Genomic DNA, 24,514 nt, shown 5'->3' on the forward strand with positions numbered 1-24,514 from the left:
CTAAAGTACTGTGAAGTTGCGCCGATACCCTTGTTGACGGTGAGAGACGCCGTGAGTGTTCGGCACCGAACTTAGAACCCATTTTTGAAGGAATTAAATTATGGCAGTTATCAATACTAACCTGATGTCACTGACCACTCAGAACAACCTGAACAAATCTCAGTCTGCTCTGGGCACGGCTATCGAGCGTCTGTCCTCTGGTCTGCGCATCAACAGCGCTAAAGACGATGCTGCTGGTCAGGCGATTTCTAACCGTTTCACTTCTAACATCAAAGGCCTGACTCAGGCTGCGCGTAACGCTAACGACGGTATCTCCATTGCTCAGACTGCTGAAGGTTCTCTGAACGAAATCAACAACAACCTGCAGCGTATCCGTGAGCTGGCTGTTCAGGCTCAGAACGGCACCAACTCTGGTTCTGACATCGACTCCATTCAGTCTGAAGTTAACCAGCGTCTGGACGAAATCAACCGTGTTGCCAGCCAGAGCCAGTTCAACGGCATTAAAATCCTGGCAGGTACTGACTCTGCTACAACTATCTCTATCCAGGTTGGCGCTAACGACACTCAGAAAATCGACATCACCATTAATGGCAACAGCGGTTGGAACAAATTTGATTCAACCGGTACTGCTGGTGTTACTACGGGTCTGGCTTCTGGTGAAACGCGTAGCGTTACCACCAAAGGTTTCGACGTTCTGGCTACTGACGTGCTGTCCTCTATCGATACTGCACTGAAAGCTGTTGATACTCAGCGTTCTGACCTGGGTGCGATTCAGAACCGTTTCGAATCCACCATCTCTAACCTGAACAACACCGTAACCAACCTGTCTGCTGCACAGTCTCGTATTCAGGATGCTGACTACGCCACTGAAGTTTCCAATATGAGCCGCGCGCAGATCCTGCAGCAGGCTGGTACTTCTGTACTGTCTCAGGCAAACCAGGTTCCGCAGACTGTTCTGTCCCTGCTGCGTTAATCGCACGGACCAGCCTCTTTATAAAACCAGTCTTCGGACTGGTTTTTTTATTCCCGCACAGATACCACGAATAAAGCAAAAATTAAGTCTCTTCTTACGCCATTAAAAATATCCCACTCCTGTACTGTAAATCTGGTCATTACTGTAAAGAGATTACCGGCGGGAGCATTAATTTTGGGATTGCCTACAGAGTCAGATAAGAGCTACAGCATTTGCTATTCCACCCCGGGCCATATCAGGGCTGTTAACCATTTGTATGGCGTGACAACGCCTGTCCTTGATACCGCCAGAGTGCTTGAACTGGGCGCAGGGGAAGGTTATACACTGTATTCGCAGGCGCTGATGTATCCCAACTCGCGCTTTGTCGGCGTGGAGCTTGAGAGCGAAAACTCTCTTTCGTCGCAACAGGCTCTACTGGGCAGTGCGCCGGATAACCTGGCACTTTTTTCACTTTCTCTTGATGACTTACTCAGCCAGGATATCGGTGAATATGATTATATTATTATTCATGGCAGCTTTAGTTGGTTGAGTAATGATATTCGCGACCAACTCCTTGCGTTTTGCCAACAGCATTTAAGCCCTCAGGGTTGTATTGCCATTGAATGGGAATGCCATCCTGGTGCAAAAATAAACGAGATTATTCGCGACGCGGTACAAATTCATAGCAGTCTGGCGAATGATATCGAAACGCAAATCGCCAGTTCCCGGGCAATGTTAAGCTGGTTAAAGCTAAACGGCGTCACCGGAGAGGCTGCGTTTTTAAAAAATAGCGATACATTATCAGATTTGCTGATTAGCCATAGCCTTTTGCAAACACCAAACGAGTACCGTTACTTGCTTGAGTTTGCGGGTGTGATCGAGACTTTTGGCCTGGCTTATGTCGGCGACTTACTACCATGGACAGAGCTTGCGGCGCATTATGATGAAAAGATCCAACATCTACACAATGTGCTCAGTCCACTCAATAACAAAATTCTGATCCAACAGTATCTTGATTTTGCAGTGAATCGCGGCACGCGTTTTAGCCTGTTGACCCATAGCGACAATGCGCAAACGGTGTCTGTGTTGCCGGACCTGACGAAACTGAAAGATCTGCGTTGGGCAGGAAGTTTTCGCCGTCAGTCTCTGCAAGGAAGGATTCTCAACACGTTAACCGCAAATAGCGAAACGCCTGTCTCTACGGATGATATCGCTACGCTGGCTCTCCTTGATGCTCTCGGCGACGGCTGGCCCTCAAGCCTCACTTTCGAACAGCTCGTTTATAACGTTCGTCAGCCCGACTTAGAGGATAAAGCATGGCGGGAGGATATCAGCCAGTCACTGTCGGCTCTTTTTTTGAAAGGGTTACCTGACTTACATTTCTCTCTGGATAAGAGCGTTTACGATACCTGCCAGGCGGCGCCGGCACAGTGGGTGGCGGCGACAAGAGGTAAATATGCCATTAACCGCTGGCATGAAACTGTAGAACTGAATGACGAAGAGCTGTCGGCGATGTCTGCTCCGACGCCGGTGGTAACGGCGCAGAATGCGCAAATCTTGTTTAGTCTGGTTAAGAAGGGGATGGTGGCGGCTGCTCCGAAAGCCTGGCGGGCTTTTTTGCAGCAGCTTATCGGCCATTTTCCGGCTGAAGAAACCTGGCCCCTTGTTTTCTCGCTGATTCTTTATTCCGGTACGGAGGCCAACGGCGGCTTTTTACCTTCCGCTATAGCAACGCCGGGCAAGAAAAAGACATCCATGCCGGCTTTGGCCCCGGTGGAAGAGGCTTTTCATCGACAGTTAGAAAAGTTAATGCAGGAAGGCAGATTCCAGCAGGCGCGTGCGAGCATTGAGCGGTTGGTTGCACAGAGACCAGATAATGTCCATGTGCACTATCTTCTGGCGAATTTTTATTTGCGTACTTCCGATTATGACGCCGGGCTGAAAGCCAGTATGTCGTTGCTTTCGTTGCAGTCGAGTAGCTGGCGTATTTTTTATGAGCTCTCCGCTATTTTTTATCGTAAAAACTGGCGTTGGCAAGCCGGGCGCCTGGCACGGGCGATCTTGCGCGCCGAACCTGGATATGCTGCGGCATGGGATCTTCTCAGTTCTCTTCATCGTGAAATGATGGAATATACGCTGGCGGAAATGTGTTCGCGTAAAGCAATAGAGATAGAACCGCGTTCTGCGGGCATTATTGAGAATCTGGGAACGATCCTTGGTGATCAGTCAAAAATGAGCGAGGCGATCCCTTATTTACGCCGTGTGGTCGAGCTGGAGCCGGGTAATTTTAATGCCTTCACCAACTTACTGTTTGGACTGACGCACAGCACAGAGCTTACAGCGCAGGATCTGCTGGAAGAACATAAGCAGTTTGGCCTGGCCGCTGAACGTTGGGCGAGTAAACAGCCGTTTACTATCACTCATACGCGCGAAGAGAAATCTCGCTTACGTATCGGATTTGTTTCTGGAGATTTTGGCCGCCACCCGGTGACGAATTTTCTCGCGCCGGTCTGGTATTCGCTGGATCGCGATCGCTTTGAAATATACGGTTACCAGAACTCTTCACTACAGGATGAGGTAACCGAGCGACTGATGGAGAGTGCCTGCGTATGGTCAAAAGTCACACATCTAAGCCACCTCGAATTTGCTGAGCAGGTTAAAAGGGATGGAATTGATATCCTTGTCGATCTCTCCGGGCACACTGGTTATAACCGTTTGCCGGCTTTTGCGTTAAAACCAGCACCTGTCCAACTTTCCTGGATCGGTTATCCCGGAACCACGGGAATGGCGACGGTAGATTATTACCTTATTGATAGTCGTTTTGCGGAACCGGGCGTTCTGGATCCTGCCTTTGTTGAAAAATTAATTTATCTTCCAGCGGTTCAGCAGTTCCATCCGAATAAAGAGAGCCCTGATGTTGGTCCATTGCCTGCGCTGAAAAATGGCTTTATCACTTTTGCCAGCTTTAACCGCCCGAAAAAAATCAATGATGAGGTTGTTCGCGTCTGGAGCAAGATCTTGCACAGCATACCTGAGGCTCGTTTGCTTATTGGCTATATGTCTGACAGCAATATGGTTAACCATTTCAGAATGTTGTTTAAGGAGCAGGGCATTAATGAGGAACGGTTGCTATTCAGGCAAAAGATGTCGCTGCATGAGTATCTGGCATTACATAACGACATTGATGTTTTGCTGGATACCTTTCCTTATACCGGGGGGACGACGACCTGGCATGCGATCTGGATGGGTGTTCCTACATTAACTATTGCCGGGGACACCATCGCTTCCAGGCAGTGCAGTGCCGGGCTGAATTTTTGTGGGCTGCAGGATTTTGTGGCCGTTGACAAAGAACAGTACATCGCTAAGGCGGTTTTGTTGTCTGAACAAACCCATGCGTTGGCTGAGTTGCGCCAGTCGCTGCGCTCTCGCCTGAAAGAGAAGAGTGTATCTCAGGTGCGAGAAGCCATTTATTTCGAGCGGGCGCTGGAGATTATCTGGCAGCGTTATTGTCAGGGGTTGCCGCCTGCGCCAGTGGTGATTAATAGCGATACATAATGGGCGAACTGGTGTGAGTGAGGCATTTACGGCGAAGAGGTTATGTAGGGCTGGTGGGGGAAGAGAGTGAATAACACATTGACTGATGCTATAGGTGGATATTTCCCCCTCGAAACGGCGTTAATAAGCCAGACGTTGTATTCTGATGCACAGTGTTTCAGTTCTGCGCGTGCGGCCTTTTATGCTCTATTGAAAAAAGGGCAACCTTCAGCACTCTGGATGCCGCGCTGGATCTGCAATGCAATGTTATCGCCTGCCGAAACGTTAGGTATTCCCGTACGTTTTTATTCTCTGGACGCCGCGTTTGCTCCTGCGGACGATCTTCAGCCAGAAAACGGTGACTGGGTGCTTGCGGTTAACTATTTTGGCCTCGTCGATAACCTGGCTCAGTCGCTCATGGAACGGTTTAATCCACAGCAGATCGTCTGGGATCACTCTCAGGCCTTTTTCTCCGCGCCGCAACCCGGTCTGGCAACGATCTACTCACCCAGGAAATTTTTCGGCGTTCCCGATGGCGGGATGCTGGCTGGTGCAATACCGGTGGATATCCCTCCGACAGGGGAATCAGGTTCTCTTCAGCGCACTGAGCATCTTCTTATTCGCCTGGCGCAGGGCGCAGAGGCTGGCTACACCGCCTACCGACAGGCAGAGCAAACGCTGGAGGAACTACCGGGGGAAGGCATGTCTATGCTGACTCATCGTTTATTAGCTGGGATCGATTATCAAGCCTGTGAGCAGCGACGCCTTGAAAATTACCAGTACCTGTATCAGCGTCTTGCCTGTATCAATGCGCTAAATTTACCTGCCAGGCCAGAATGCGGCCCGCTTTGCTACCCACTACTGACTGAAAATGAAAATCTGCGCGAAGCGCTTCGTCAGCGCCGAATTTTTATTCCTGTTTACTGGCTTGATGCCTTGCAAAGAGTGAGTGTCGATTCGATTGAACACCGTTACATCAGACACATCCTACCGTTGCCTGTGGACCATCGTTATGGGCTGGATGAAATGCAATCTCTTGCAGATTTTGTGATTGCGTATCTCTCATATACCGGGGAAGGTTCTGATGAAAAAAATTAATGTCCTTATTTTCCCTTGCGGTGCAGAGAATGCGGGTGAGATTTATAGCGCGCTGCGCTATTCCGTCCATATTGGTCTGCTGCTGGGGGCATCGAGCGTAAGCGATCACGGGGAGTTTCGTTTTCCCGATTATGCCGGTGATATGCCCAATATTCATGCTGACGACTTCGACGCGCAATTTCTGCGACTGGTGAAAGAGAAGCAGATTGATGTCGTTTTCGCTACGCATGATTCTGTCGCGTTAAAACTTGCACAACTTAATGAACCCCGGCAGCACTACTTTTTGGTTAATGGCGATCGTCAGGTAACGGAGACGCTACGTTATAAAAGCGCTACCTATGCCCTATTTGACGATTGCCACTGGGTCCCTCATCGATACTGCGATCTTGCAACAATTGACGACTGGCCGGCGATCGTAAAACCAGACTGTGGACAGGGGGGAAATGGTGTACAGCGAGTAAATAACCGCCTGTCTCTGGAACAGGCGATTGAATCCGTCGCGCAGGCGATCGTGGTGGAATATCTGCCGGGAGAGGAGATCACCGTCGACTGTTTCACTGACCGAAACCGCCGTTTGATTTGGGCTGGGCCTCGTACCCGTGAACGTGTTCGGGCGGGTATCAGCATGCGTTCACGAGAGGTCGTTCTTGACGATGAAATAACCGACATTGTCGAAACGATAAATGCGCGACTGGCGCTTCGTGGCCCTTGGTTTGTACAGCTAAAACGCGACAGAACAGGGAAATGGAAACTGCTGGAGGTGGCCTGCAGGATTGCTGGCGCAATGGTTTTTCAGCGTGCCAGAGGGGTGAATTTACCGCTTATGGCTATCCATGACTTTATGGGACGCGATGTTGTCGCTCTCCCGGAAATGAGTGTCGGTATCGTTGATCGGACCATTGTGTCCCGAACGCGAAGTGAACTCAACTATCAGCGAATCTATGTCGATCTTGACGACACCCTCATTATCGATGGTTTTGCGGTACCTGCCGTCATGGCGTTTTTATACCAGAGTCGGGCGCAGGGAAAAGTCATTACGCTGATTACTCGCCATGCGCAAAAACCTGAAGAAACCCTTATGTGCGCAGGGGTTGCGTTGAACCTTTTCGATGAGGTCATCCATCTGACTTCTGGAGAGCGAAAGTCAGAATATATACAGCCAAACAGTTTGTTTATTGATAACTATTTTCCTGAGCGGATGGATGTCCGAACGCTGAAAGATGTGCTCGTTCTGGATGTTGATGCCGTTGAGTTTTATTTGCGCTAAGAGAGCCTGTTATGTTGACTGACGAGCAAATTGCCGATTTTTGCCATGCGTTTATCGAGAAAGCCTCACCTCGTTATATCTTTGGACTGACGAGTTATGGTATTGAAATGGCAAAGGTATTCAACGTTGAGGGCATCATTGATAATAAAACAACGCAAACTCAGATTGACGGGTTTCCGATTATCTCTCTAAGTCAGGTTCCTTCGGACGCGTTGATTGTTTCTTCGATTATGGATGGCCGCCCGGTATCGGCATGGCGAACGCTGTCGGCAGCGGGACATAAACAGATCGATTACTTCAGCTTTTATCGCTATTTCAGCCACCTGTTAAGCAAGCCGACCTGGTATCATCAACCCGAATTTGTGCGCGACTACGCCGAGAACCGTGAAGCCTATGAGCGTATCCGTACGCTCCTTGCGGATGATATTTCAAAGCGCACTTTTGACGATATCATCAACTTCAGGCTTACCAACAAGCTACAGTTTCTTGCGCAGTATAATATTTGCCTGAACGATCAGTACTTCGATCTGCCATTTATTGGCGAATATGCCGAACATTTTATTGATTGCGGTAGTTTTGACGGCGCCACTTCCGTTGAGTTTATGCGTCGATTCCCCAGCTATAACACAGTATGTATCTTTGAACCAGAACCGCGCCAGGCGCAGAGTATTCAACAGGCGATGCAGGGCAGGGAAAATGTTTATGTTTATCCCTGTGGCGTCTCGCACAGCCAGCAGAAGCTGAGTTTTTCTTCCTCGGGGTCGACTTCGCATGCGAGCGAAGACGGGGGGATCGATGTTGAAATGGTGGCCCTTGACGATGTGTTAAAAGGGCGAGTGACGTTCATCAAAATGGATATCGAAGGTTTTGAGTCACAGGCTCTGGAGGGAGCAAAACGGATTATTCGTCAACAGCATCCACTGCTTGCCGTCTGTTGCTATCACAAACCTGATGATTTCAGAACCTTGCCTGAGCAGGTATTGGGTTATCGTGAGGACTACGACATCTACCTGCGTCACTATACGGAAGGGCTACTGGAAACCGTTTACTATTTTGTCCCCAGAAAAGGTGCACAATGAAAATCGGCATTATGCAGCCCTATTTATTCCCTTACCTGGGATATTTTCAACTGATTAATGCGGTCGATCAGTTTGTAATTTATGATGACGTAAATTATATCCGTCAGGGCTACATTAATCGTAATACCATTTTGATGGGGAACTCTCCTCAGCGCTTTACCGTTGCTGTGCCGGGCGCTTCATCTTTCAAAAAAATAAATACGTTAAGCTTTGACGTTAATGTTGCTAAGGTGCTGAAAACAGTTCATCAGGCTTATCATAAAAGGCCATATTTTGAACCAGTTTTTAGTATTGTTGAGAAGGTGTTGACCGCCGAGCAGCGCCAGATTCCCACGCTTTGCCAGTATGCGTTTAAAGAAATATTTGCCTGGCTTGGCATTGAAGTGTCACTTCACATGGCTAGTGATTTGAATTATTCATGTGATGAAACTGCAAGCGGGAAGGTGATGAACATTTGCCGAACTCTCGGTGGAGACCATTACATCAATAGTCCTGGTGGGCAACATCTTTATCATTCTGATGAATTTGTCGCTCAGGGGATGAAACTGTCATTTATTAAAATGGATGATGTCCATTACCCTCAGGGTGGGGGTAAATTCCATGCCGGATTGTCAATTATTGATGTGCTAATGAACTGCTCCCCCTCTGAGGTGAAAGTGTTATTGGGGCAGTATCAGTTAATTTAATGCGGTGCGATGCGCTTTCGTTTATCGGTGCGGGCGGAGAAATTATGGATAAGAACATTTTTGTTACCAGTCCTTTATTGCCACCTCTTGATGAGTTTATTCCTTATCTGGAAGAAATATGGCAAAACAAACAATTAACCAATGCAGGTCCATTTCACCAGCAACTTGAAGAGGCGCTGGCGGAATATCTCGGCGTTGAACATTTGTGCCTGTTTGCAAACGGTACGCTGGCGTTGCTAACTGCATTTCAGGCGTTACGCATCACAGGTGAAGTGATTACCACGCCGTATTCCTTTGTGGCAACGTCGCATTCGCTACTGTGGAATGGCTTAAAACCGGTTTTTGTCGATATTGACCCTGTCACCTGTAATATGGACCCACGGAAAATTGAAGAGGCAATCACGCCGCAAACTACCGCTATTTTGCCTGTCCATTGTTATGGCATCCCCTGTGACACAGCGCATATTCAGCAGATTGCTGATATTTATGGTCTGAAAGTGATTTACGATGCAGCGCACGCTTTTGGTGTTAAGCGGGAAGGGACAACTATTTTGCGCGAAGGCGACTTATCTGTCTTGAGTTTCCATGCCACAAAAGTATTCAATACGATAGAAGGCGGAGCGATTATCTGCCATGATAAAAAAACGAAACAACGCATTGATTATTTGAAAAACTTTGGTTTTGCCGGGGAAACCACCGTTGTGGCGCCTGGCATAAATGGCAAAATGAATGAAGTTCAGTCAGCGTTTGGTTTATTGCAACTTCGCCATATCGATAAAGCATTAGCTGAGCGCGCGGCGCTGTTTGATAACTATAAAACACTCCTGGCTGATATTCCTGGTATCTCACTGCTGATCCCGCCGGATAATATTGCATGGAATCATGCTTATTGCCCAATTATGGTTTCGGATGCGTTTCCTGTTTCGCGAGATGGGGTCTATGATTTATTAAAGTCCCACAATATTATGCCCCGCCGTTATTTCTACCCATTAATTAGTAGCTTCCCAATGTATCGTGCGCTGGAGAGCGCCAGACAAGATAAACTTAAAATTGCGCAATTACGTGCAGATGAAGTCCTTTGTTTGCCTCTCTATCCTGGCCTTGAGAAAGAGGTACAGGTAGAAATTGCTTCATTGTTAAAAGGAGTGAGCGAAAATGTGAGTAGTGACTCATCAGCGTTGAAAACTGATGAGATTTTTGCCGAGCGCGTTGCCTGATTTTTAGATCCCCTGGGGGGAATTGGGGGTTATAAATAACGGTAACCCCCAAATAACCCCTCATTTCACCCACTATTCACCCGATTAAAACCCCTGCAGAATCGGATAATCATGCCGATAACTCAACTAACGCAGGGCTGTTTATCGTGAATTCACTGTATACCGCTGAAGGTGTAATGGATAAACACTCGCTGTGGCAGCGTTATGTACCGCTGGTGCGTCACGAAGCATTGCGCCTGCAGGTGCGTTTGCCGGCGAGCGTGGAACTGGACGATCTGCTACAAGCGGGCGGTATCGGGTTATTGAATGCAGTTGACCGATATGACGCTCTGCAAGGAACGGCATTTACCACTTACGCAGTGCAGCGTATTCGTGGAGCGATGCTGGATGAACTACGCAGCCGTGACTGGGTGCCGCGTAGCGTCCGGCGCAATGCTCGCGAAGTGGCGCAGGCGATGGGGCAGCTGGAGCAGGAATTAGGGCGCAACGCGACGGAAACTGAGGTGGCGGAGCGGCTGGCTATTCCTGTGGAAGAGTATCGTCAGATGTTGCTTGATACCAATAACAGCCAACTCTTCTCTTATGACGAGTGGCGGGAAGAGCATGGCGATAGCATTGAGCTGGTGACGGAAGAACACCAGCAGGAAAACCCGTTACAACAGCTCCTTGAGAGCAATTTACGCCAGCGTGTGATGGATGCGATTGAATCGTTGCCAGAACGCGAACAGCTGGTGTTGACGCTGTATTACCAGGAAGAGCTCAATCTGAAGGAGATTGGCGCGGTGCTGGAAGTCGGCGAGTCACGGGTAAGCCAGTTGCACAGCCAGGCCATCAAGCGTCTACGCACCAAGCTGGGTAAGTTATAAAGGGCGATCGTCGTCGCCCCTTAATAGTGCCGCACAACGTATTGACTACCAGGAGTTCTCATGACGGTGCAGCAATCTAAAAGACGGCCACTAAGCCGCTACCTCAAAGACTTTAAACACAGCCAGACGCATTGCGCTCATTGCCATAAATTGCTCGACAGGATCACGTTGGTTCGCCGGGGGCAGATTGTCAATAAAATCGCGATTTCCCGCCTGGATACGCTGATGGACGACGTACAATGGCAGGAGGAGCAGAAGGAGTGGTCGGCGCTGTGCCGTTTCTGCGGCGATCTGCACTGCAAAGAGCAGAGTGACTTCTTTGACATCATCGGTTTTAAACAATTCTTGTTTGAGCAAACCGAAATGAGCCACGGCACCGTGCGTGAATATGTCGTGCGCCTGCGTCGCCTGGGCAACCATCTCACCGAACAGAACATTTCTCACGACCTGCTACAGGAAGGTTTTCTTGATGAAAACCTGGCCCCGTGGTTACCCGAAACCAGCACCAATAACTATCGGATCGCGCTGCGTAAGTACGAACAGTATAAAACGCATACGCATGCCGGACAGATGCAGAAATCATCCCGGATGGCTACTTCTGATATATATTAAAAATGAATAACATGTAGCGGAGTCGTGTTTGTGATTAGCAGCAAACCCTCTACACTACGGTCATTAATGACAACATTCGGGGTAACTATGAAATTAGCACTTCTGGGACGTCAGGCTCTGATGGGTGTGATGGCAGTTGCACTTGTCGCCGGGATGAGCGTGAAGAGTTATGCAGATGAAGGTCTGTTAAACAAAGTAAAAGAGCGCGGCACGCTGCTGGTAGGCCTGGAAGGGACTTACCCGCCGTTCAGTTTTCAGGGTGATGACGGCAAACTGACCGGGTTTGAAGTGGAGTTCGCAGAAGAACTGGCGAAACACCTCGGCGTAAAAGCCTCGCTGAAACCGACCAAATGGGACGGTATGCTGGCGTCGCTGGATTCCAAACGTATTGATGTGGTTATCAACCAGGTCACCATCTCCGACGAACGTAAGAAAAAATACGATTTCTCAACACCTTATACCATTTCTGGTATTCAGGCGCTGGTGAAAAAAGGCAATGAAGGCAGCATCAACACGGCGGCTGACCTGAAAGGTAAGAAGGTCGGCGTCGGTCTGGGAACAAACTACGAAGAGTGGTTGCGCCAGAACGTACAGGGTGTAGACATTCGCACCTATGATGACGATCCGACGAAATACCAGGATCTGCGCGTAGGCCGTATTGACGCTATTCTGGTGGATCGCCTGGCCGCATTGGATCTGGTGAAGAAAACCAAAGACACGCTGGCCGTTACCGGCGAAGCGTTCTCCCGTCAGGAAGCCGGTGTGGCGCTGCGTAAAGGCAATGAAGATCTGCTGAAAGCGGTAGATGGCGCCATTGCCGATATGCAGAAAGACGGCACGCTGAAAGCGCTGTCTGAGAAATGGTTTGGCGCAGATGTGACTAAATAATCGTCATAATTGCAAAAAAAGGCGCTTTAATACGGCGCCTTTTTTATTTCATCCGTTTGAACGTGCATAATAAAAAGAACATCACAACAATGAATACCGGAGGCTTTATGCCACTGCATAATTTAACGCGGTTCCCACGCCTGGAATTTATTGGCGCGCCAACGCCACTCGAATACCTGCCGCGTTTATCTGATTATCTGGGTCGCGACATTTTCATTAAACGCGATGACGTAACGCCGATGGCGATGGGCGGGAATAAACTGCGCAAGCTTGAATTTCTGGCTGCCGATGCGCTGCGTGAAGGCGCGGATACGCTGATTACGGCGGGCGCCATCCAGTCGAACCATGTTCGCCAGACGGCGGCGGTAGCGGCAAAACTGGGATTACACTGCGTTGCGTTACTGGAAAATCCCATCGGTACGACGGCGGAAAACTACCTGACCAACGGCAATCGTCTGCTGCTGGATCTTTTTAACACGCAAATTGAGATGTGCAACGCGCTGACCGATCCTGACGCCCAGCTACAGGAACTGGCGACCCGTATTGAGGCGCAGGGGTTCAGGCCGTATGTGATTCCGGTCGGCGGCTCCAGCCCATTAGGCGCGATGGGATATGTGGAAAGCGCGCTGGAAATCGCCCAGCAGTGCGAGGGCGCGGTACAGCTGTCCTCCGTGGTGGTGGCGTCGGGAAGCGCCGGTACGCACGCCGGGCTGGCGGTAGGTCTGGAACAACTGATGCCAGATGTTGAGTTGATCGGCGTGACCGTGTCGCGCAAGGTTATCGATCAGAAGCCCAAAGTGGTTACGCTGCAACAAGCGATTGCTAAAGAGCTGGAACTGACCGCCTCGGCGGACATCCTGCTGTGGGACGACTATTTCGCGCCGGGATACGGAACGCCGAATGAAGAGGGGATGGAGGCCGTGAAGCTGCTGGCGCGCCTGGAAGGCATTCTGCTTGACCCGGTCTATACGGGGAAAGCGATGGCGGGCCTGATCGATGGCATCAGCCAGAAGCGCTTCAAAGATGAAGGCCCGATTCTCTTTATTCATACCGGTGGGGCGCCAGCGCTGTTTGCCTACCATCCTCACGTGTAACTTCCGGGTAGAAAAACACTCATGCAAGAAAGTATCCAACTGGTGATTGACTCGCTGCCGTATCTGCTTAAAGGTGCGGTGTTTACGCTACAGCTGAGTATTGGCGGGATGTTTTTCGGCCTGCTGCTGGGCTTCATTCTCGCGCTGATGCGTATGTCGCCCCTGCTGCCTGTCCGCTGGCTGGCGCGTTTTTATATCTCCATTTTTCGCGGTACGCCGCTGATTGCCCAGCTTTTTATGATCTACTACGGCCTGCCGCAGTTTGGCATTGAGCTGGACCCGATCCCGGCGGCGATGATTGGCCTGTCGCTGAATACCGCGGCCTACACTTCGGAAACGCTGCGTGCGGCGATCTCTTTTATCGACAGAGGTCAGTGGGAAGCCGCGGCAAGTATCGGTATGACGCCGTGGCAGACGCTGCGTCGCGCGATTTTGCCGCAGGCCGCCCGCGTGGCGTTGCCGCCGCTGAGCAACAGTTTCATCAGCCTGGTGAAAGATACCTCCCTGGCCGCGACGATTCAGGTGCCGGAACTGTTCCGTCAGGCGCAGCTGATTACCTCGCGTACGCTGGAAGTCTTCACCATGTATCTGGCGGCATCGCTGATCTACTGGGTGATGGCGACGGTACTTTCCGCGCTGCAAAACTATTTTGAAGAGCAGCTTAACCGCCAGGAGAGAGATCCAAAATGAGTGCGATTGAAGTTAAAAACCTGGTGAAAAAGTTCCACGGTCAGACGGTGTTGCACGGCATCGACCTGGAGGTGAAACCTGGTGAGGTGGTGGCGATTATCGGCCCCAGCGGTTCCGGTAAAACAACGCTGCTGCGCAGCATTAATTTGCTGGAGCAGCCTGAGGCGGGCACCATCAAAGTGGGCGACATTACCATTGATACCGCAAGCTCGTTAAACAAGCAAAAAGGGCTAATTCGCCAGTTGCGTCAGCATGTGGGGTTCGTATTCCAGAACTTTAATCTGTTTCCGCACCGTACCGTACTGGAGAACATCATTGAAGGGCCGGTGATTGTGAAAGGCGAGCCCAAAGCCGAAGCAACGGCATTAGCGCGGGAACTGCTGGCGAAGGTAGGACTGGCCGGGAAAGAGACCAGCTATCCGCGTCGCCTGTCCGGCGGGCAGCAGCAGCGTGTGGCGATAGCCCGCGCGCTGGCGATGCGCCCGGAGGTGATTTTGTTTGATGAACCGACTTCCGCGCTCGACCCTGAGCTGGTGGGGGAGGTGCTTAGTACGATACGCCAGCTGGCGCAGGAAAAGCGCACGATGGTCATCGTGACGCATGAAATGAGCTTTGCGCGCGACGTGGCTGACCGGGTGATATTTATGGATCAGGGGCGCATTGTGGAGCAGGGCGCGGCCAAACCGTTATTTGCCAATCCTCAGCAACCACGTACGCGTCAGTTTCTTGAGAAGTTCCTGATGCAATAAATGTTTTCGCGCACTTGCCTGAAATAATCTCGTTTCAGGCGAGTGCATTTGAATAAATATCAATAATACCCGCCTGATTATAGCCGTAATCCCTTTGTGTTCTCCCGCCGGGTGAAACACACCTCAAGTAATTCGCCATCTGACCGATATTTTCTACATATAAACTTCATTTATGTGTTAGCTTGTTTTAAACATTATAATGATTATCAATCTCAGGGGTGTTACCGTTTAGTATGCAGGAAAATGATTTCTTCACCTGGCGACGGAGTATGCTGGTACGCTTTCAGGAAATGGCGACGGCAGAAGATGTCTACACTGAATTACAACATCAGACACAGCAGCTTGAATATGATTATTATGCGCTGTGCGTTCGCCATCCCGTCCCGTTTACGCGGCCAAAAATCTCCGTTCACACCACGTACCCGCAAGCGTGGGTGGCGCATTATCAGTCTGAAAACTATTTCTCTATTGATCCGGTATTAAAGCCGGAAAATTTCCGCCAGGGGCATCTGGCATGGAATGATGCCTTATTTAGCGAAGCGCAGTCGCTATGGGACGCGGCGCGCGCGCACGGTCTACGCCGGGGGGCGACGCAATGCCTGATGCTGCCGAATCGGGCGCTGGGCTTCCTCTCTGTCTCCCGGGCGAGCGCCCGCCATGCGCCGTTTGCACATGATGAAATTGAACTCCGGTTGCAACTGCTGGTGCGTGAGAGCCTGTCGGCGCTGACGCGGCTGGAGGATGAAATGGTGATGACGCCAGAAATGCGCTTCAGTAAGCGAGAGAAAGAGATCCTGAAGTGGACGGCGGAAGGAAAGACGTCATCAGAGATCGCGATGATTCTGTCCATCTCAGAGAACACCGTTAACTTTCATCAGAAAAACATGCAGAAAAAGTTTAACGCGCCGAATAAAACGCAGATTGCCTGCTATGCGGCCGCGACGGGCCTGATCTGAAAAAACGAATGTTCTGCGTGCCAGACGCAAAACCGGCTGAAAGTTTCACTCTCAGCCGGTTTCCTGTTACTGGCGGTAAGCTTGTTTAATTTGCTTAACAGTGCTGGAAAATACCGCGGCCTGCGTTTCATCTTCAATCTGCGCGATCTGTTTTTCCATCTTAAGAATCACGCGCCCTGCGTCGGCTTGCCCCATTGCCTGTAGCATCAGGGTCAACATGGCTTTCAGGCAGGTGACTTCATTGGCCAGTTCTTGATTATTCTCGGCAGTGGAAAAATCAGGCGTACTCATTTATTTTCCTCGTTATGTTTCAGTGAAAAAGTGCGATGGCAAATGTTAAGGCGGCGGAGTATACCATAAGCTGCGCCAAAAATAGCAGTGGTTGTTTTTTGATCGCAAATCAAACCAGCGCCATTAAAATAAACAACGCCTTGCGAGGCATATATTTTCCTCATTTTTTTGTTTACCTCGCGTATTTCGCGCGTTAATTATTGTTACAAACTTGCTTGCCTATTTAGCATTTCGACGGAAGTGAGTGAATTTTTTGTCACTATTCTGAAACTATTATGCAGAAATAGAGGGTAAAAAAAGGCCGTTAGCTGTGGGAGTTTCCACGAAGCGTACAATCTAATTTCCAAAAACGAGAGCAAAATCGAATGCCCCACGTTTTTTACGTTTCAAAGTTGAGATAAAACCCGCTAATATAGGGTCGATTAACTATCAGTAGCGTTATCCCTATTCTGGAGATATTCCTTTGATCAACGTTCTTCTTGTTGATGACCACGAACTGGTGCGCGCAGGGATACGACGCATTCTGGAAGATATAAAGGGCATAAAGGTTGTCGGTGAAGCCTGTTGTGGCGAGGACGCCGTAAAGTGGTGCCGCGCGAACGCCGTCGACGTTGTGCTGATGGACATGAACATGCCCGGAATCGGCGGTCTTGAGGCGACGCGCAAAATTGCCCGCTCAAGCGCTGATATTAAAGTGATCATGCTGACGATCCATACGGAAAACCCGCTACCGGCGAAAGTCATGCAGGCCGGAGCCGCAGGGTATCTGAGTAAAGGCGCTGCGCCTCAGGAAGTGGTCAGCGCGATTCGTTCGGTTTTTTCCGGGCAGCGTTATATTGCTTCAGATATCGCTCAACAGATGGCGCTGAGCCAGATTGAGCCTGAGAAAACAGAAACGCCTTTTGCCAGTTTGTCTGAACGCGAGTTGCAGATTATGCTGATGATCACCAGGGGCCAGAAGGTTAATGAGATCTCAGAACAACTGAATCTCAGTCCTAAAACGGTGAACAGCTATCGCTACAGAATGTTCAGTAAACTAAACATTCATGGTGATGTTGAGTTGACTCACCTGGCAATTCGCCACGGCCTGTGTAATGCGGAGACGTTAACAAGCTAGTGAGTGTTCTGTTTGATGCGAAAGCATTTTTAAAAACCGTGACCAGCCAACCCGGCGTTTATCGTATGTATGATGCCGGTGGTACGGTTATTTATGTCGGTAAAGCGAAAGACCTGAAAAAACGGCTTTCCAGCTATTTCCGCAGCAACCTTGCTTCGCGAAAAACCGAAGCATTGGTTGCGCAAATTCAGCAAATTGATGTCACGGTGACGCATACCGAGACCGAAGCGCTATTGCTCGAACACAACTACATCAAATTGTATCAACCGCGCTATAACGTGTTATTGCGCGATGATAAATCCTATCCTTTCATCTTTCTCAGCGGTGACACCCATCCACGCCTGGCAATGCATCGCGGGGCGAAACATGCCAAAGGTGAATACTTTGGCCCGTTCCCGAACGGGTATGCCGTGCGTGAAACCCTGGCCCTGCTGCAAAAAGTCTTTCCCATTCGTCAGTGCGAAAACAGCGTCTACCGCAACCGCTCGCGTCCTTGTCTGCAATATCAGATTGGCCGCTGCCTCGGGCCGTGCGTAGAAGGACTGGTGAGTGAAGATGAGTATGCGCAGCAGGTGGAGTACGTTCGGCTGTTTTTATCCGGGAAAGACGATCAGGTTCTGACCCAATTGATCGCCCGAATGGAAAAAGCCAGCCAGAATCTGGAATTTGAAGAGGCCGCGCGCATACGCGACCAAATTCAGGCTGTGCGCCGCGTTACTGAGAAACAGTTTGTCTCCAATACTGGCGACGATCTGGACGTTATCGGCGTGGCGTTCGATGCGGGTATGGCCTGTGTGCATGTGCTTTTTATCCGCCAGGGCAAGGTGCTGGGCAGCCGTAGCTATTTCCCGAAAGTGCCGAACGGGACGGAACTGGGCGAAGTGGTGGAAACGTTCGTCGGCCAGTTCTATCTGCAAGGCAGCCAGATGCGCACGCTGCCAGGAGAGATCCTGCTGGATTTCAACCTGAGCGATAAAACGCTGCTGGCGGATTCTTTGTCCGAACTGGCCGGGCGGCGCATTAATGTGCAGACCAAACCGCGCGGCGATCGCGCTCGTTACCTGAAGCTGGCGCGAACCAATGCCGCGACGGCGCTGATCAGCAAACTGTCGCAGCAATCGACGATCACACAGCGTCTGACCGCGCTGGCAAGCGTGCTGAAGCTGCCTGCGGTGAAGCGGATGGAGTGTTTTGACATCAGCCACACGATGGGAGAACAGACGGTGGCCTCCTGCGTGGTTTTTGACGCTAACGGGCCGCTGCGTGCGGAGTATCGTCGCTACAACATTACCGGAATTACGCCGGGCGATGATTATGCGGCGATGAATCAGGTTCTGCGCCGACGCTATGGCAAGGCGATTGAAGAAAGTAAGATTCCTGACGTTATTCTGATTGATGGCGGTAAAGGCCAGCTTGGTCAGGCGAAGACCGTTTTTGCTGAACTGGATGTGCCGTGGGATAAAAATCATCCTTTATTGCTGGGCGTTGCTAAAGGCGCCGATCGTAAAGCCGGTCTGGAGACGTTGTTCTTTGAACCCGAAGGGGAGGGCTTTAGCCTGCCGCCGGATTCGCCTGCGCTGCACGTTATTCAGCATATCCGCGATGAATCGCACGATCACGCCATCAGCGGGCACCGCAAAAAACGGGCGAAGGTGAAAAACACCAGCACGCTGGAAACTATCGAAGGCGTCGGGCCAAAACGTCGACAAATGCTGTTGAAATATATGGGCGGTTTGCAAGGACTACGTAACGCGAGTGTTGAGGAAATTGCAAAAGTGCCGGGTATTTCGCAAGGTCTGGCAGAAAAGATCTTCTACTCGTTGAAACATTGAGGTCTCTGTAGCAACATAGGGGTAATTTCTCTGACAACAGATAGTTACCCGTCACTATGCAATTTAATATCCCTACGTTGCTCACGCTGTTTCGCGTCATTCTGATCCCATTCTTTGTATTGGTGTTTTATCTGCCATTTACATGGGCTCCCTTCGTTACCGCGCTAATCTTCTGTATCGCCGCCGTGACCGACTGGTTCGACGGTTTCCTGGCGCGTCGCTGGAACCAGAGTACGCGTTTTGGCGCGTTCCTTGATCCGGTGGCGGATAAGGTGCTGGTGGCGATCGCCATGGTGCTGGTGACGGAGCATTATCACAGCTGGTGGGTGACGCTGCCTGCCGCGACCATGATTGCGCGTGAAATTATTATTTCCGCGCTGCGTGAATGGATGGCCGAGCTGGGCAAACGCAGCAGCGTGGCGGTCTCCTGGATCGGCAAAGTGAAAACCACCTCGCAAATGGCGGCGCTGGCGTGGCTGCTGTGGCGTCCAAACATTTGGGTGGAATATGCCGGGATCGCGCTTTTCTTCGTTGCTGCCGTGCTGACGCTGTGGTCTATGTTCCAGTATTTGAGCGCTGCTCGCGGGGATTTGCTTGATCAGTGATCGTTTCGCCGCAAATTTCAGCAAACGATCGTGGGTGGCGAAAAATATCGTTGACTCGTTGCGTCAGGTAAGTAGAATGCAACGCATCGAACGGCGGCGCAGGTTGCCAGACGATAACAAAATCAAGTGATTAACAAAGTTACTTGATGATGCGGGAATAGCTCAGTTGGTAGAGCACGACCTTGCCAAGGTCGGGGTCGCGAGTTCGAGTCTCGTTTCCCGCTCCAGTTTAAAGACATCGGCAATAGCGGGTGTCCGGCTGAAAAGCCTGAAGAATATGGCGCGTTAGCAAAGCGGTTATGTAGCGGATTGCAAATCCGTCTAGTCCGGTTCGACTCCGGAACGCGCCTCCACTTTCTTCCCGAGCCCGGATGGTGGAATCGGTAGACACAAGGGATTTAAAATCCCTCGGCGTTCGCGCTGTGTGGGTTCAAGTCCCACTCCGGGTACCATGGGAAAGACAAGAATAATCAAAGCAATAAGCAGTGTCGTAAAACCACCTCCGGGTGGTTTTTTTGTGTCTGTCATCTGTTCGCTGATGATCTTGTCTGCCATTCCTTCCCCAATAAGTATCCCTTACTTCGTCAGCCATGTAAGATAATTGCGGGCGAGAGTATTTCACTGAGGAAAAGCGTTATGAAAACAGGACCGTTAAACGAAAGCGAGCTGGAATGGCTGGATGATGTACTGACAAAGTACAATACCGATCACGCGATTCTGGATGTGTCAGAGTTGGATGGTTTACTGACGGCTGTACTCAGTTCGCCGTATGAGATTGAGCCAGAGCAATGGCTGGTCGCGGTATGGGGTGGGGCGCAGTATGTTCCGCGCTGGTCCTCTGAAAAGGAGATGACGCGTTTTATGGAACTGGCGTTTCAGCATATGGCGGATACGGCAGACAGGCTTAATGAGTTCCCGGAACAGTTTGAACCGCTGTTCGGTCTGCGTGAAGTCGAAGGTCATGAGCTGACCATCGTGGAAGAGTGGTGCTTTGGCTATATGCGCGGGGTCACACTCTCTGACTGGTCCACCTTACCGGATACGCTACAACCCGCGCTGAAAGCCATTGCGCTGCACGGTACGGAAGAGAACTTCGCCGTGGTTGAAAAAATGTCACCAGAAGCGTTTGAAGAGAGCGTTAACGCGATTCGTCTGGCGGCCCTGGATTTACACGCGTACTGGATGGCGCACCCGCAGGAAACGCCGGTGCAGGTGCCGGTAAGAGCGGAAGTAAAGGTAGGGCGCAACGATCCTTGCCCCTGCGGCAGCGGTAAAAAATATAAACAGTGCTGTCTGCACTAAACACAAAAAAGGGGCTTAGGCCCCTTTTGTTTTATCCCACTTCAGGCAGTAGCCCGGCGGCGATACAGAACTGTACGCCGATCACCACTATCCCACAGGTGAAGACGAGGGCTAATGCCGGAACGCCGCCCGCGACGCGATACGTTGCCTGCGGATTATGCTTCCTGCTTTGCCACGCGAGCAGGGAAGGGATCAGCAACGCCAGCACCGCCAGCGCGACGCCAGCGTACCCCAGCGCCATCACAAAGCCGCGTGGGTAAAAGAGTGCGAACGCCAGTGGCGGCAGGAAGGTAATCGCGCCGGTTTGCAGACGCCCGGCAACGGTGTTACGTCGCTGGAACAGGTCTGCCAGATAATCAAACAATCCCAGCGCCACACCCAAAAACGATGTCGCCAGCGCCAGGTCGGCAAACAGATGCACCGCCAGTTCAACGTGCGGCGAGGCAACCACCTCACGCAAGGCCTGCAACAGGCCATTTAACCCGGCATGATCGGCCAGCAAGCCCATAAAGGTAGAGGAGTTGATACTGCCGAGCGTGGCAAGCTGCCAGAAAATGTATGCCACCAGCGGGATTGCGCTACCGGTGATAAATACCCATCGCAGTTTGCGAATATTACCGTTCATATAGCTGACGATGCTGGGTACGCTGCCGTGAAAACCGAACGACGTAAAAATGACCGGAATTGCTGATAACGCCAGACCCTGTTGCAGCGGCAGCGTAAGCAGATTCACTTTATGAATATGCGGCATCAGCAGCGCCAGCATGGCGATCAGGAAGATAATTTTGGCGCTGAAGAGAAAGCGGTTGAACAGATCGACCAGCGAGGTTCCGACGCACACGACGCCGCCGGCAACCACGGTGAACAGCAAAACGCCCATCGCCGGAGACATATCGGCGCCCGTCCAGTCGCTGATGCTTGAGGCCAGCAGTTCGCCGGCCCCGCTGATATAGGCCGCTGTGAGCGCATACATCAGAAACATCATGCTAAAGCCGGTGATCCATTGCCCATAACGTCCGAGGTAGCGTTTTGCCAACGTTCCTAACCCGGTATCTGCCGGAACGTGCTGATATACTTCCAGAAGCAACAGCGCGGTGTAGCACATCAATGCCCATAACCCAATCAATAACGCCAGTGTGACGCTGAAACCAACGCCAGCGGCGGCCAACGGCATCGCCAGCATACCGGCGCCGATAGTGGTGCCCGCCACGATAAAAACACTACCCAGAGTTCTATTTTTCACGCTTTCCTCTGTCCCAGAGATAATCAACGGTTATATCTGCGGCGCAGGGTAAGGCATAACATTATTTTCGTCAAATGACCGTTACAACATGTGTATACCATTGTTTACGAAAATTGGCATGAAGGCGTGCGCCACCACGATTGCATCGGCTGTGCATGTAAACCTGCGTTAGCGCAAAGCGCTATTCACTGGCTCCCGGTAGGCTACAGGCTTTATTGAGGAGGATGTATGGATTCTATTCACGGCCACGAAGTGCTGAATATGATGATTGAGTCAGGCGAGCAGTATTCGAATGCCAGCCTGGAAGCGGCGATTACGGCGCGTTTTGGTGAACAGGCGCGTTTTCATACCTGTTCGGCTGCTGATATGACGGCGGCGGAGCTGGTGGCGTTTCTGGCGGCGAAGGGTAAGTTTATTGCGAAGGATGACGGCTTCTCTACGCATGAAAGCAAGATCTGCCGCCATTGAGCCTAAACGGTGAGGGGGCCTCACCGTTTAATTTTAGTTTTGGGTATCAAGCGTAGACAGTTCTTTATCGATGAAGTACAGACCTTCACCGCTTTTCCCTGCCAGCGTTAATTTATCAATAATAGATTTAAATAACTTCTCTTCTTCATGCTGTTCAGCGACATACCATTGCAGGAAGTTGAATGTCGGATAATCCTGGTTGGTCATCGCGGCATGCGCCAGTTCATTAATTTTCTGCGTAATTAATTGTTCGTGTTCGTAGGTGGCGCGGAACAGTTCATCCAGTGAAGCATATTCGGCAGCAGGCGAAGAGATCGTATTGATGCACGGTAAGCTACCGGTATCGGTCAGATAATCGAACAGGCGCTGCATATGCGTCATCTCTTCCTGCGCGTGACGACGCAGGAACGCTGCCGCCCCTTCAAAGCTATGGTAGCTGCACCATGCGCTCATCTGTTGGTAGAGCAGAGAAGAATATAATTCAAGGTTCATTTGCTCATTCAGTTTGTCGATCATTTCTGTTTTCAGCATGGTTCCGCTCCACAAAGAATCATTATACGTTGATGTGGCGTCACTATAATTTGTTATTTAATTATTTGCAAAAGGTAAAATAATAAATTTAATTATTAAAAATGCGAATGGGAATAAAACGCATTAACGCTATTAAATATAAAAATATGCAATGAGAATAATTAAAGCCAGCAGCGTCATGCTGGCTAAAGATATTAATACCCGCCAGCGGATATTGGCTGGATGGCTACGCCCTGACACTGATAAGACAGCGTGATTCTGGTGTTCATGCACAGCGAACCGGCATAAACGCTACAGGTTGACACTGGCTGACCGAATGCGATGGCGTTGGCGTATCCCATCTGCTGACATTCGCGTGTCGCCGTACCGTGCGCAACATAATCATCTGCGCGCGCCGTTTGCATCATCGCCTGGTTATAACTGAGGCGGACAATCCCGCTTGTCGGGTTGGTTTCACTGACCTGCGCTTGCTTGGTGAGGGTACATCCCGTCAGGGCTATGAGTGAGAGGCCAAGGATAAAGGTTTTCATAATATCGCTCTGAGAATCCGGTGACAGCACATCCTATCTTGAACAGTAGACATTCAATGGCCTGAATAGCTTAAGAATTGTCCATGATTAATCCCAACGACACCGGCTCTTTGTGCGATACGGGAAAAGTGTGAGCACATCTTAATTTTTTAAAACCATTTTTCACTAAATTTGAAAGTATGTTTGCGAGATAGTAATGTGACGTATACGTCAACGACTCACGGCGGGGGTTCCCGCGACGCATTCAGGAGAAGACAGAATGAAAATTGCACTGATGATGGAAAACAGCCAGGCAGCTAAAAATGCCACCATTCATCGCGAGCTTAAAGCGGTAGCGGATGAAAAGGGATTCCCTGTTTTCAACGTCGGGATGAGCGATGAAAACGACCATCATCTGACTTATATCCACCTTGGTATTATGGCCAGCATTCTGCTTAACGCCAAAGCGGTGGATTTTGTTGTGACGGGTTGCGGCACCGGGCAGGGCGCGCTGATGTCGCTGAACATTCATCCGGGCGTGGTGTGCGGCTACTGCATCGACCCGGCGGATGCGTTCCTGTTTGCGCAGATTAACAACGGTAATGCGCTTTCTCTGCCATTCGCAAAAGGCTTTGGCTGGGGTGCGGAGTTGAATGTGCGTTTCATCTTTGAAAAAGCATTCACCGGCCGTAACGGGGAAGGGTATCCACCAGAACGTAAAGAACCGCAGGTACGTAACGCGGGCATTCTGAACCAGGTGAAAGCGGCGGTGGTGAAAGAAAACTATCTGGATACACTGCGCGCCATCGATCCTGAACTGGTGAAAACGGCGGTCTCCGGCCCACGTTTCCAGCAGTGTTTCTTTGACAATTGCCAGGATAAAGAGATCGAAGCGTTCGTTCGCGACATTCTCGGTTAATGTGTCATG

At 50.5% G+C, this 24,514-nt stretch carries 25 protein-coding genes and 3 tRNA genes; 23 read left to right on the forward strand and 5 right to left on the reverse strand.

Going from position 1 to position 24,514, the window contains the following annotated elements; all coding sequences use genetic code 11:
- Positions 1 to 100 precede the first annotated feature (100 nt).
- The 14 genes from OGX81_RS18700 (at position 101) to sdiA (ending at position 15,688) form a co-directional block, all read left to right on the forward strand.
- Complete coding sequence (locus OGX81_RS18700; protein ID WP_012131917.1) at positions 101 to 973, forward strand: flagellin N-terminal helical domain-containing protein; 873 nt, start codon at positions 101 to 103, stop codon at positions 971 to 973.
- Between the two features lie 174 nt (positions 974 to 1,147).
- Positions 1,148 to 4,507, forward strand: coding sequence for an O-linked N-acetylglucosamine transferase family protein (locus OGX81_RS18705; RefSeq protein WP_110123735.1), 3,360 nt, complete (start codon positions 1,148 to 1,150; stop codon positions 4,505 to 4,507).
- A 66-nt stretch (positions 4,508 to 4,573) separates the two neighbouring features.
- Positions 4,574 to 5,584, forward strand: a complete 1,011-nt coding sequence (locus tag OGX81_RS18710) for a hypothetical protein (protein ID WP_146209164.1) — start codon at positions 4,574 to 4,576, stop codon at positions 5,582 to 5,584.
- Positions 5,571 to 6,851, forward strand: a complete 1,281-nt coding sequence (locus tag OGX81_RS18715; protein ID WP_104868525.1) for an ATP-grasp domain-containing protein — start codon at positions 5,571 to 5,573, stop codon at positions 6,849 to 6,851. The genes OGX81_RS18710 and OGX81_RS18715 overlap by 14 nt, the downstream gene beginning before the upstream one ends.
- An 11-nt stretch (positions 6,852 to 6,862) precedes the next feature.
- Entirely contained in the window at positions 6,863 to 7,930 is a 1,068-nt protein-coding gene (locus tag OGX81_RS18720; RefSeq protein ID WP_104868526.1) for an FkbM family methyltransferase, read from the forward strand.
- Positions 7,927 to 8,616: a WbqC family protein gene (locus OGX81_RS18725; protein ID WP_012131922.1), complete on the forward strand. Its 690-nt coding sequence runs from the start codon at positions 7,927 to 7,929 to the stop codon at positions 8,614 to 8,616. The genes OGX81_RS18720 and OGX81_RS18725 overlap by 4 nt, the downstream gene beginning before the upstream one ends.
- 44 nt (positions 8,617 to 8,660) lie before the next feature.
- Complete coding sequence (locus tag OGX81_RS18730; RefSeq protein ID WP_052194516.1) at positions 8,661 to 9,833, forward strand: DegT/DnrJ/EryC1/StrS family aminotransferase; 1,173 nt, start codon at positions 8,661 to 8,663, stop codon at positions 9,831 to 9,833.
- A gap of 146 nt (positions 9,834 to 9,979) precedes the next feature.
- Positions 9,980 to 10,699, forward strand: coding sequence for an RNA polymerase sigma factor FliA (gene fliA, locus OGX81_RS18735; RefSeq protein ID WP_024130237.1), 720 nt, complete (start codon positions 9,980 to 9,982; stop codon positions 10,697 to 10,699).
- Positions 10,700 to 10,759: 60 nt separating this feature from the next.
- Positions 10,760 to 11,311 carry a flagella biosynthesis regulatory protein FliZ gene (fliZ, locus tag OGX81_RS18740; RefSeq protein ID WP_104868527.1) on the forward strand — a complete coding sequence of 184 codons (552 nt, stop codon included), beginning with the start codon at positions 10,760 to 10,762 and terminating at the stop codon, positions 11,309 to 11,311.
- 87 nt (positions 11,312 to 11,398) lie between these two features.
- A complete protein-coding gene (gene tcyJ, locus OGX81_RS18745; RefSeq protein WP_024130238.1) occupies positions 11,399 to 12,199 on the forward strand; it encodes a cystine ABC transporter substrate-binding protein in 801 nt (266 codons plus the stop codon).
- Positions 12,200 to 12,306: 107 nt separating this feature from the next.
- Positions 12,307 to 13,293: a D-cysteine desulfhydrase gene (dcyD, locus tag OGX81_RS18750; RefSeq protein ID WP_104868528.1), complete on the forward strand. Its 987-nt coding sequence runs from the start codon at positions 12,307 to 12,309 to the stop codon at positions 13,291 to 13,293.
- Positions 13,294 to 13,314: 21 nt separating this feature from the next.
- On the forward strand, positions 13,315 to 13,983 hold the full coding sequence (tcyL, locus tag OGX81_RS18755) for a cystine ABC transporter permease (RefSeq protein ID WP_286487628.1): 669 nt from the start codon (positions 13,315 to 13,317) through the stop codon (positions 13,981 to 13,983).
- Positions 13,980 to 14,732 (forward strand): L-cystine ABC transporter ATP-binding protein TcyN, encoded by a 753-nt coding sequence (gene tcyN / locus OGX81_RS18760; protein WP_012131929.1) that lies wholly within the window; start codon positions 13,980 to 13,982, stop codon positions 14,730 to 14,732. Before tcyL ends, tcyN begins: the two co-directional genes overlap by 4 nt.
- Before the next feature lie 233 nt (positions 14,733 to 14,965).
- Positions 14,966 to 15,688 (forward strand): quorum-sensing transcriptional regulator SdiA, encoded by a 723-nt coding sequence (gene sdiA / locus OGX81_RS18765; protein ID WP_012131930.1) that lies wholly within the window; start codon positions 14,966 to 14,968, stop codon positions 15,686 to 15,688.
- 66 nt (positions 15,689 to 15,754) lie between these two features.
- Here the strand turns inward: sdiA and OGX81_RS18770 are convergent, their stop codons facing one another.
- Positions 15,755 to 15,979: a DUF2594 family protein gene (locus OGX81_RS18770; RefSeq protein ID WP_012131931.1), complete on the reverse strand. Its 225-nt coding sequence runs from the start codon at positions 15,977 to 15,979 to the stop codon at positions 15,755 to 15,757.
- Positions 15,980 to 15,998: 19 nt separating this feature from the next.
- Positions 15,999 to 16,046, reverse strand: a complete 48-nt coding sequence (locus tag OGX81_RS22160; RefSeq protein WP_418222342.1) for a hypothetical protein — start codon at positions 16,044 to 16,046, stop codon at positions 15,999 to 16,001.
- Between the two features lie 396 nt (positions 16,047 to 16,442).
- Between OGX81_RS22160 and uvrY the strand changes: the two genes are divergently transcribed.
- From uvrY to OGX81_RS18810, 7 genes are all read left to right on the forward strand, one after another.
- The gene (gene uvrY / locus OGX81_RS18780) at positions 16,443 to 17,096 is read left to right on the forward strand and encodes a UvrY/SirA/GacA family response regulator transcription factor (RefSeq protein ID WP_012131932.1); all 654 of its coding nucleotides are present in this window, start codon (positions 16,443 to 16,445) and stop codon (positions 17,094 to 17,096) included.
- Positions 17,096 to 18,928, forward strand: a complete 1,833-nt coding sequence (uvrC, locus tag OGX81_RS18785; RefSeq protein ID WP_049011661.1) for an excinuclease ABC subunit UvrC — start codon at positions 17,096 to 17,098, stop codon at positions 18,926 to 18,928. Before uvrY ends, uvrC begins: the two co-directional genes overlap by 1 nt.
- A 56-nt stretch (positions 18,929 to 18,984) precedes the next feature.
- On the forward strand, positions 18,985 to 19,533 hold the full coding sequence (gene pgsA, locus OGX81_RS18790) for a CDP-diacylglycerol--glycerol-3-phosphate 3-phosphatidyltransferase (protein WP_012131934.1): 549 nt from the start codon (positions 18,985 to 18,987) through the stop codon (positions 19,531 to 19,533).
- 151 nt (positions 19,534 to 19,684) lie between these two features.
- Positions 19,685 to 19,760: transfer RNA gene (locus OGX81_RS18795), tRNA-Gly, on the forward strand.
- Positions 19,761 to 19,812: 52 nt separating this feature from the next.
- Positions 19,813 to 19,886 (forward strand) — tRNA-Cys (locus tag OGX81_RS18800).
- Positions 19,887 to 19,898: 12 nt separating this feature from the next.
- Positions 19,899 to 19,985, forward strand: a tRNA-Leu gene (locus tag OGX81_RS18805).
- Between the two features lie 184 nt (positions 19,986 to 20,169).
- A complete protein-coding gene (locus tag OGX81_RS18810) occupies positions 20,170 to 20,835 on the forward strand; it encodes a YecA/YgfB family protein (protein ID WP_104868530.1) in 666 nt (221 codons plus the stop codon).
- 31 nt (positions 20,836 to 20,866) lie between these two features.
- On the opposite strand, the gene tyrP is transcribed toward OGX81_RS18810, so the two are convergent.
- Positions 20,867 to 22,078, reverse strand: a complete 1,212-nt coding sequence (tyrP, locus tag OGX81_RS18815) for a tyrosine transporter TyrP (protein WP_024130240.1) — start codon at positions 22,076 to 22,078, stop codon at positions 20,867 to 20,869.
- A 228-nt stretch (positions 22,079 to 22,306) separates the two neighbouring features.
- On the opposite strand from tyrP, the gene OGX81_RS18820 reads away from it, so the two are divergent.
- Positions 22,307 to 22,546: a YecH family metal-binding protein gene (locus tag OGX81_RS18820; protein ID WP_012131938.1), complete on the forward strand. Its 240-nt coding sequence runs from the start codon at positions 22,307 to 22,309 to the stop codon at positions 22,544 to 22,546.
- A 33-nt stretch (positions 22,547 to 22,579) separates the two neighbouring features.
- Here the strand turns inward: OGX81_RS18820 and ftnA are convergent, their stop codons facing one another.
- Both ftnA and OGX81_RS18830 read right to left on the reverse strand, forming a co-directional pair.
- Positions 22,580 to 23,077: a non-heme ferritin gene (gene ftnA / locus OGX81_RS18825; RefSeq protein ID WP_012131939.1), complete on the reverse strand. Its 498-nt coding sequence runs from the start codon at positions 23,075 to 23,077 to the stop codon at positions 22,580 to 22,582.
- A 194-nt stretch (positions 23,078 to 23,271) separates the two neighbouring features.
- The gene (locus OGX81_RS18830; protein ID WP_047464021.1) at positions 23,272 to 23,607 is read right to left on the reverse strand and encodes a YecR-like family lipoprotein; all 336 of its coding nucleotides are present in this window, start codon (positions 23,605 to 23,607) and stop codon (positions 23,272 to 23,274) included.
- Positions 23,608 to 23,866: 259 nt separating this feature from the next.
- On the opposite strand from OGX81_RS18830, the gene OGX81_RS18835 reads away from it, so the two are divergent.
- Positions 23,867 to 24,505, forward strand: a complete 639-nt coding sequence (locus OGX81_RS18835; protein WP_047463111.1) for an RpiB/LacA/LacB family sugar-phosphate isomerase — start codon at positions 23,867 to 23,869, stop codon at positions 24,503 to 24,505.
- The last annotated feature ends 9 nt before the right edge of the window (positions 24,506 to 24,514 follow it).

Source organism: Citrobacter sp. CK206 (genome assembly GCF_030333125.1).
In the GTDB taxonomy this organism is placed as follows: domain Bacteria; phylum Pseudomonadota; class Gammaproteobacteria; order Enterobacterales; family Enterobacteriaceae; genus Citrobacter_B; species Citrobacter_B koseri.

Coding starts and splice junctions, on each gene's coding strand:
- OGX81_RS18700 (WP_012131917.1), top strand. CDS start 101: ATGGCAGTTATCAATACTAACCTGATGTCACTGACCACTCAGAACAAC.
- OGX81_RS18715 (WP_104868525.1), top strand. CDS start 5,571: ATGAAAAAAATTAATGTCCTTATTTTCCCTTGCGGTGCAGAGAATGCG.
- OGX81_RS18720 (WP_104868526.1), top strand. CDS start 6,863: ATGTTGACTGACGAGCAAATTGCCGATTTTTGCCATGCGTTTATCGAG.
- OGX81_RS18725 (WP_012131922.1), top strand. CDS start 7,927: ATGAAAATCGGCATTATGCAGCCCTATTTATTCCCTTACCTGGGATAT.
- OGX81_RS18730 (WP_052194516.1), top strand. CDS start 8,661: ATGGATAAGAACATTTTTGTTACCAGTCCTTTATTGCCACCTCTTGAT.
- fliZ (WP_104868527.1), top strand. CDS start 10,760: ATGACGGTGCAGCAATCTAAAAGACGGCCACTAAGCCGCTACCTCAAA.
- tcyJ (WP_024130238.1), top strand. CDS start 11,399: ATGAAATTAGCACTTCTGGGACGTCAGGCTCTGATGGGTGTGATGGCA.
- dcyD (WP_104868528.1), top strand. CDS start 12,307: ATGCCACTGCATAATTTAACGCGGTTCCCACGCCTGGAATTTATTGGC.
- tcyL (WP_286487628.1), top strand. CDS start 13,315: ATGCAAGAAAGTATCCAACTGGTGATTGACTCGCTGCCGTATCTGCTT.
- tcyN (WP_012131929.1), top strand. CDS start 13,980: ATGAGTGCGATTGAAGTTAAAAACCTGGTGAAAAAGTTCCACGGTCAG.
- sdiA (WP_012131930.1), top strand. CDS start 14,966: ATGCAGGAAAATGATTTCTTCACCTGGCGACGGAGTATGCTGGTACGC.
- OGX81_RS18770 (WP_012131931.1), bottom strand. CDS start 15,979: ATGAGTACGCCTGATTTTTCCACTGCCGAGAATAATCAAGAACTGGCC.
- pgsA (WP_012131934.1), top strand. CDS start 18,985: ATGCAATTTAATATCCCTACGTTGCTCACGCTGTTTCGCGTCATTCTG.
- OGX81_RS18810 (WP_104868530.1), top strand. CDS start 20,170: ATGAAAACAGGACCGTTAAACGAAAGCGAGCTGGAATGGCTGGATGAT.
- OGX81_RS18820 (WP_012131938.1), top strand. CDS start 22,307: ATGGATTCTATTCACGGCCACGAAGTGCTGAATATGATGATTGAGTCA.
- ftnA (WP_012131939.1), bottom strand. CDS start 23,077: ATGCTGAAAACAGAAATGATCGACAAACTGAATGAGCAAATGAACCTT.
- OGX81_RS18830 (WP_047464021.1), bottom strand. CDS start 23,607: ATGAAAACCTTTATCCTTGGCCTCTCACTCATAGCCCTGACGGGATGT.
- OGX81_RS18835 (WP_047463111.1), top strand. CDS start 23,867: ATGAAAATTGCACTGATGATGGAAAACAGCCAGGCAGCTAAAAATGCC.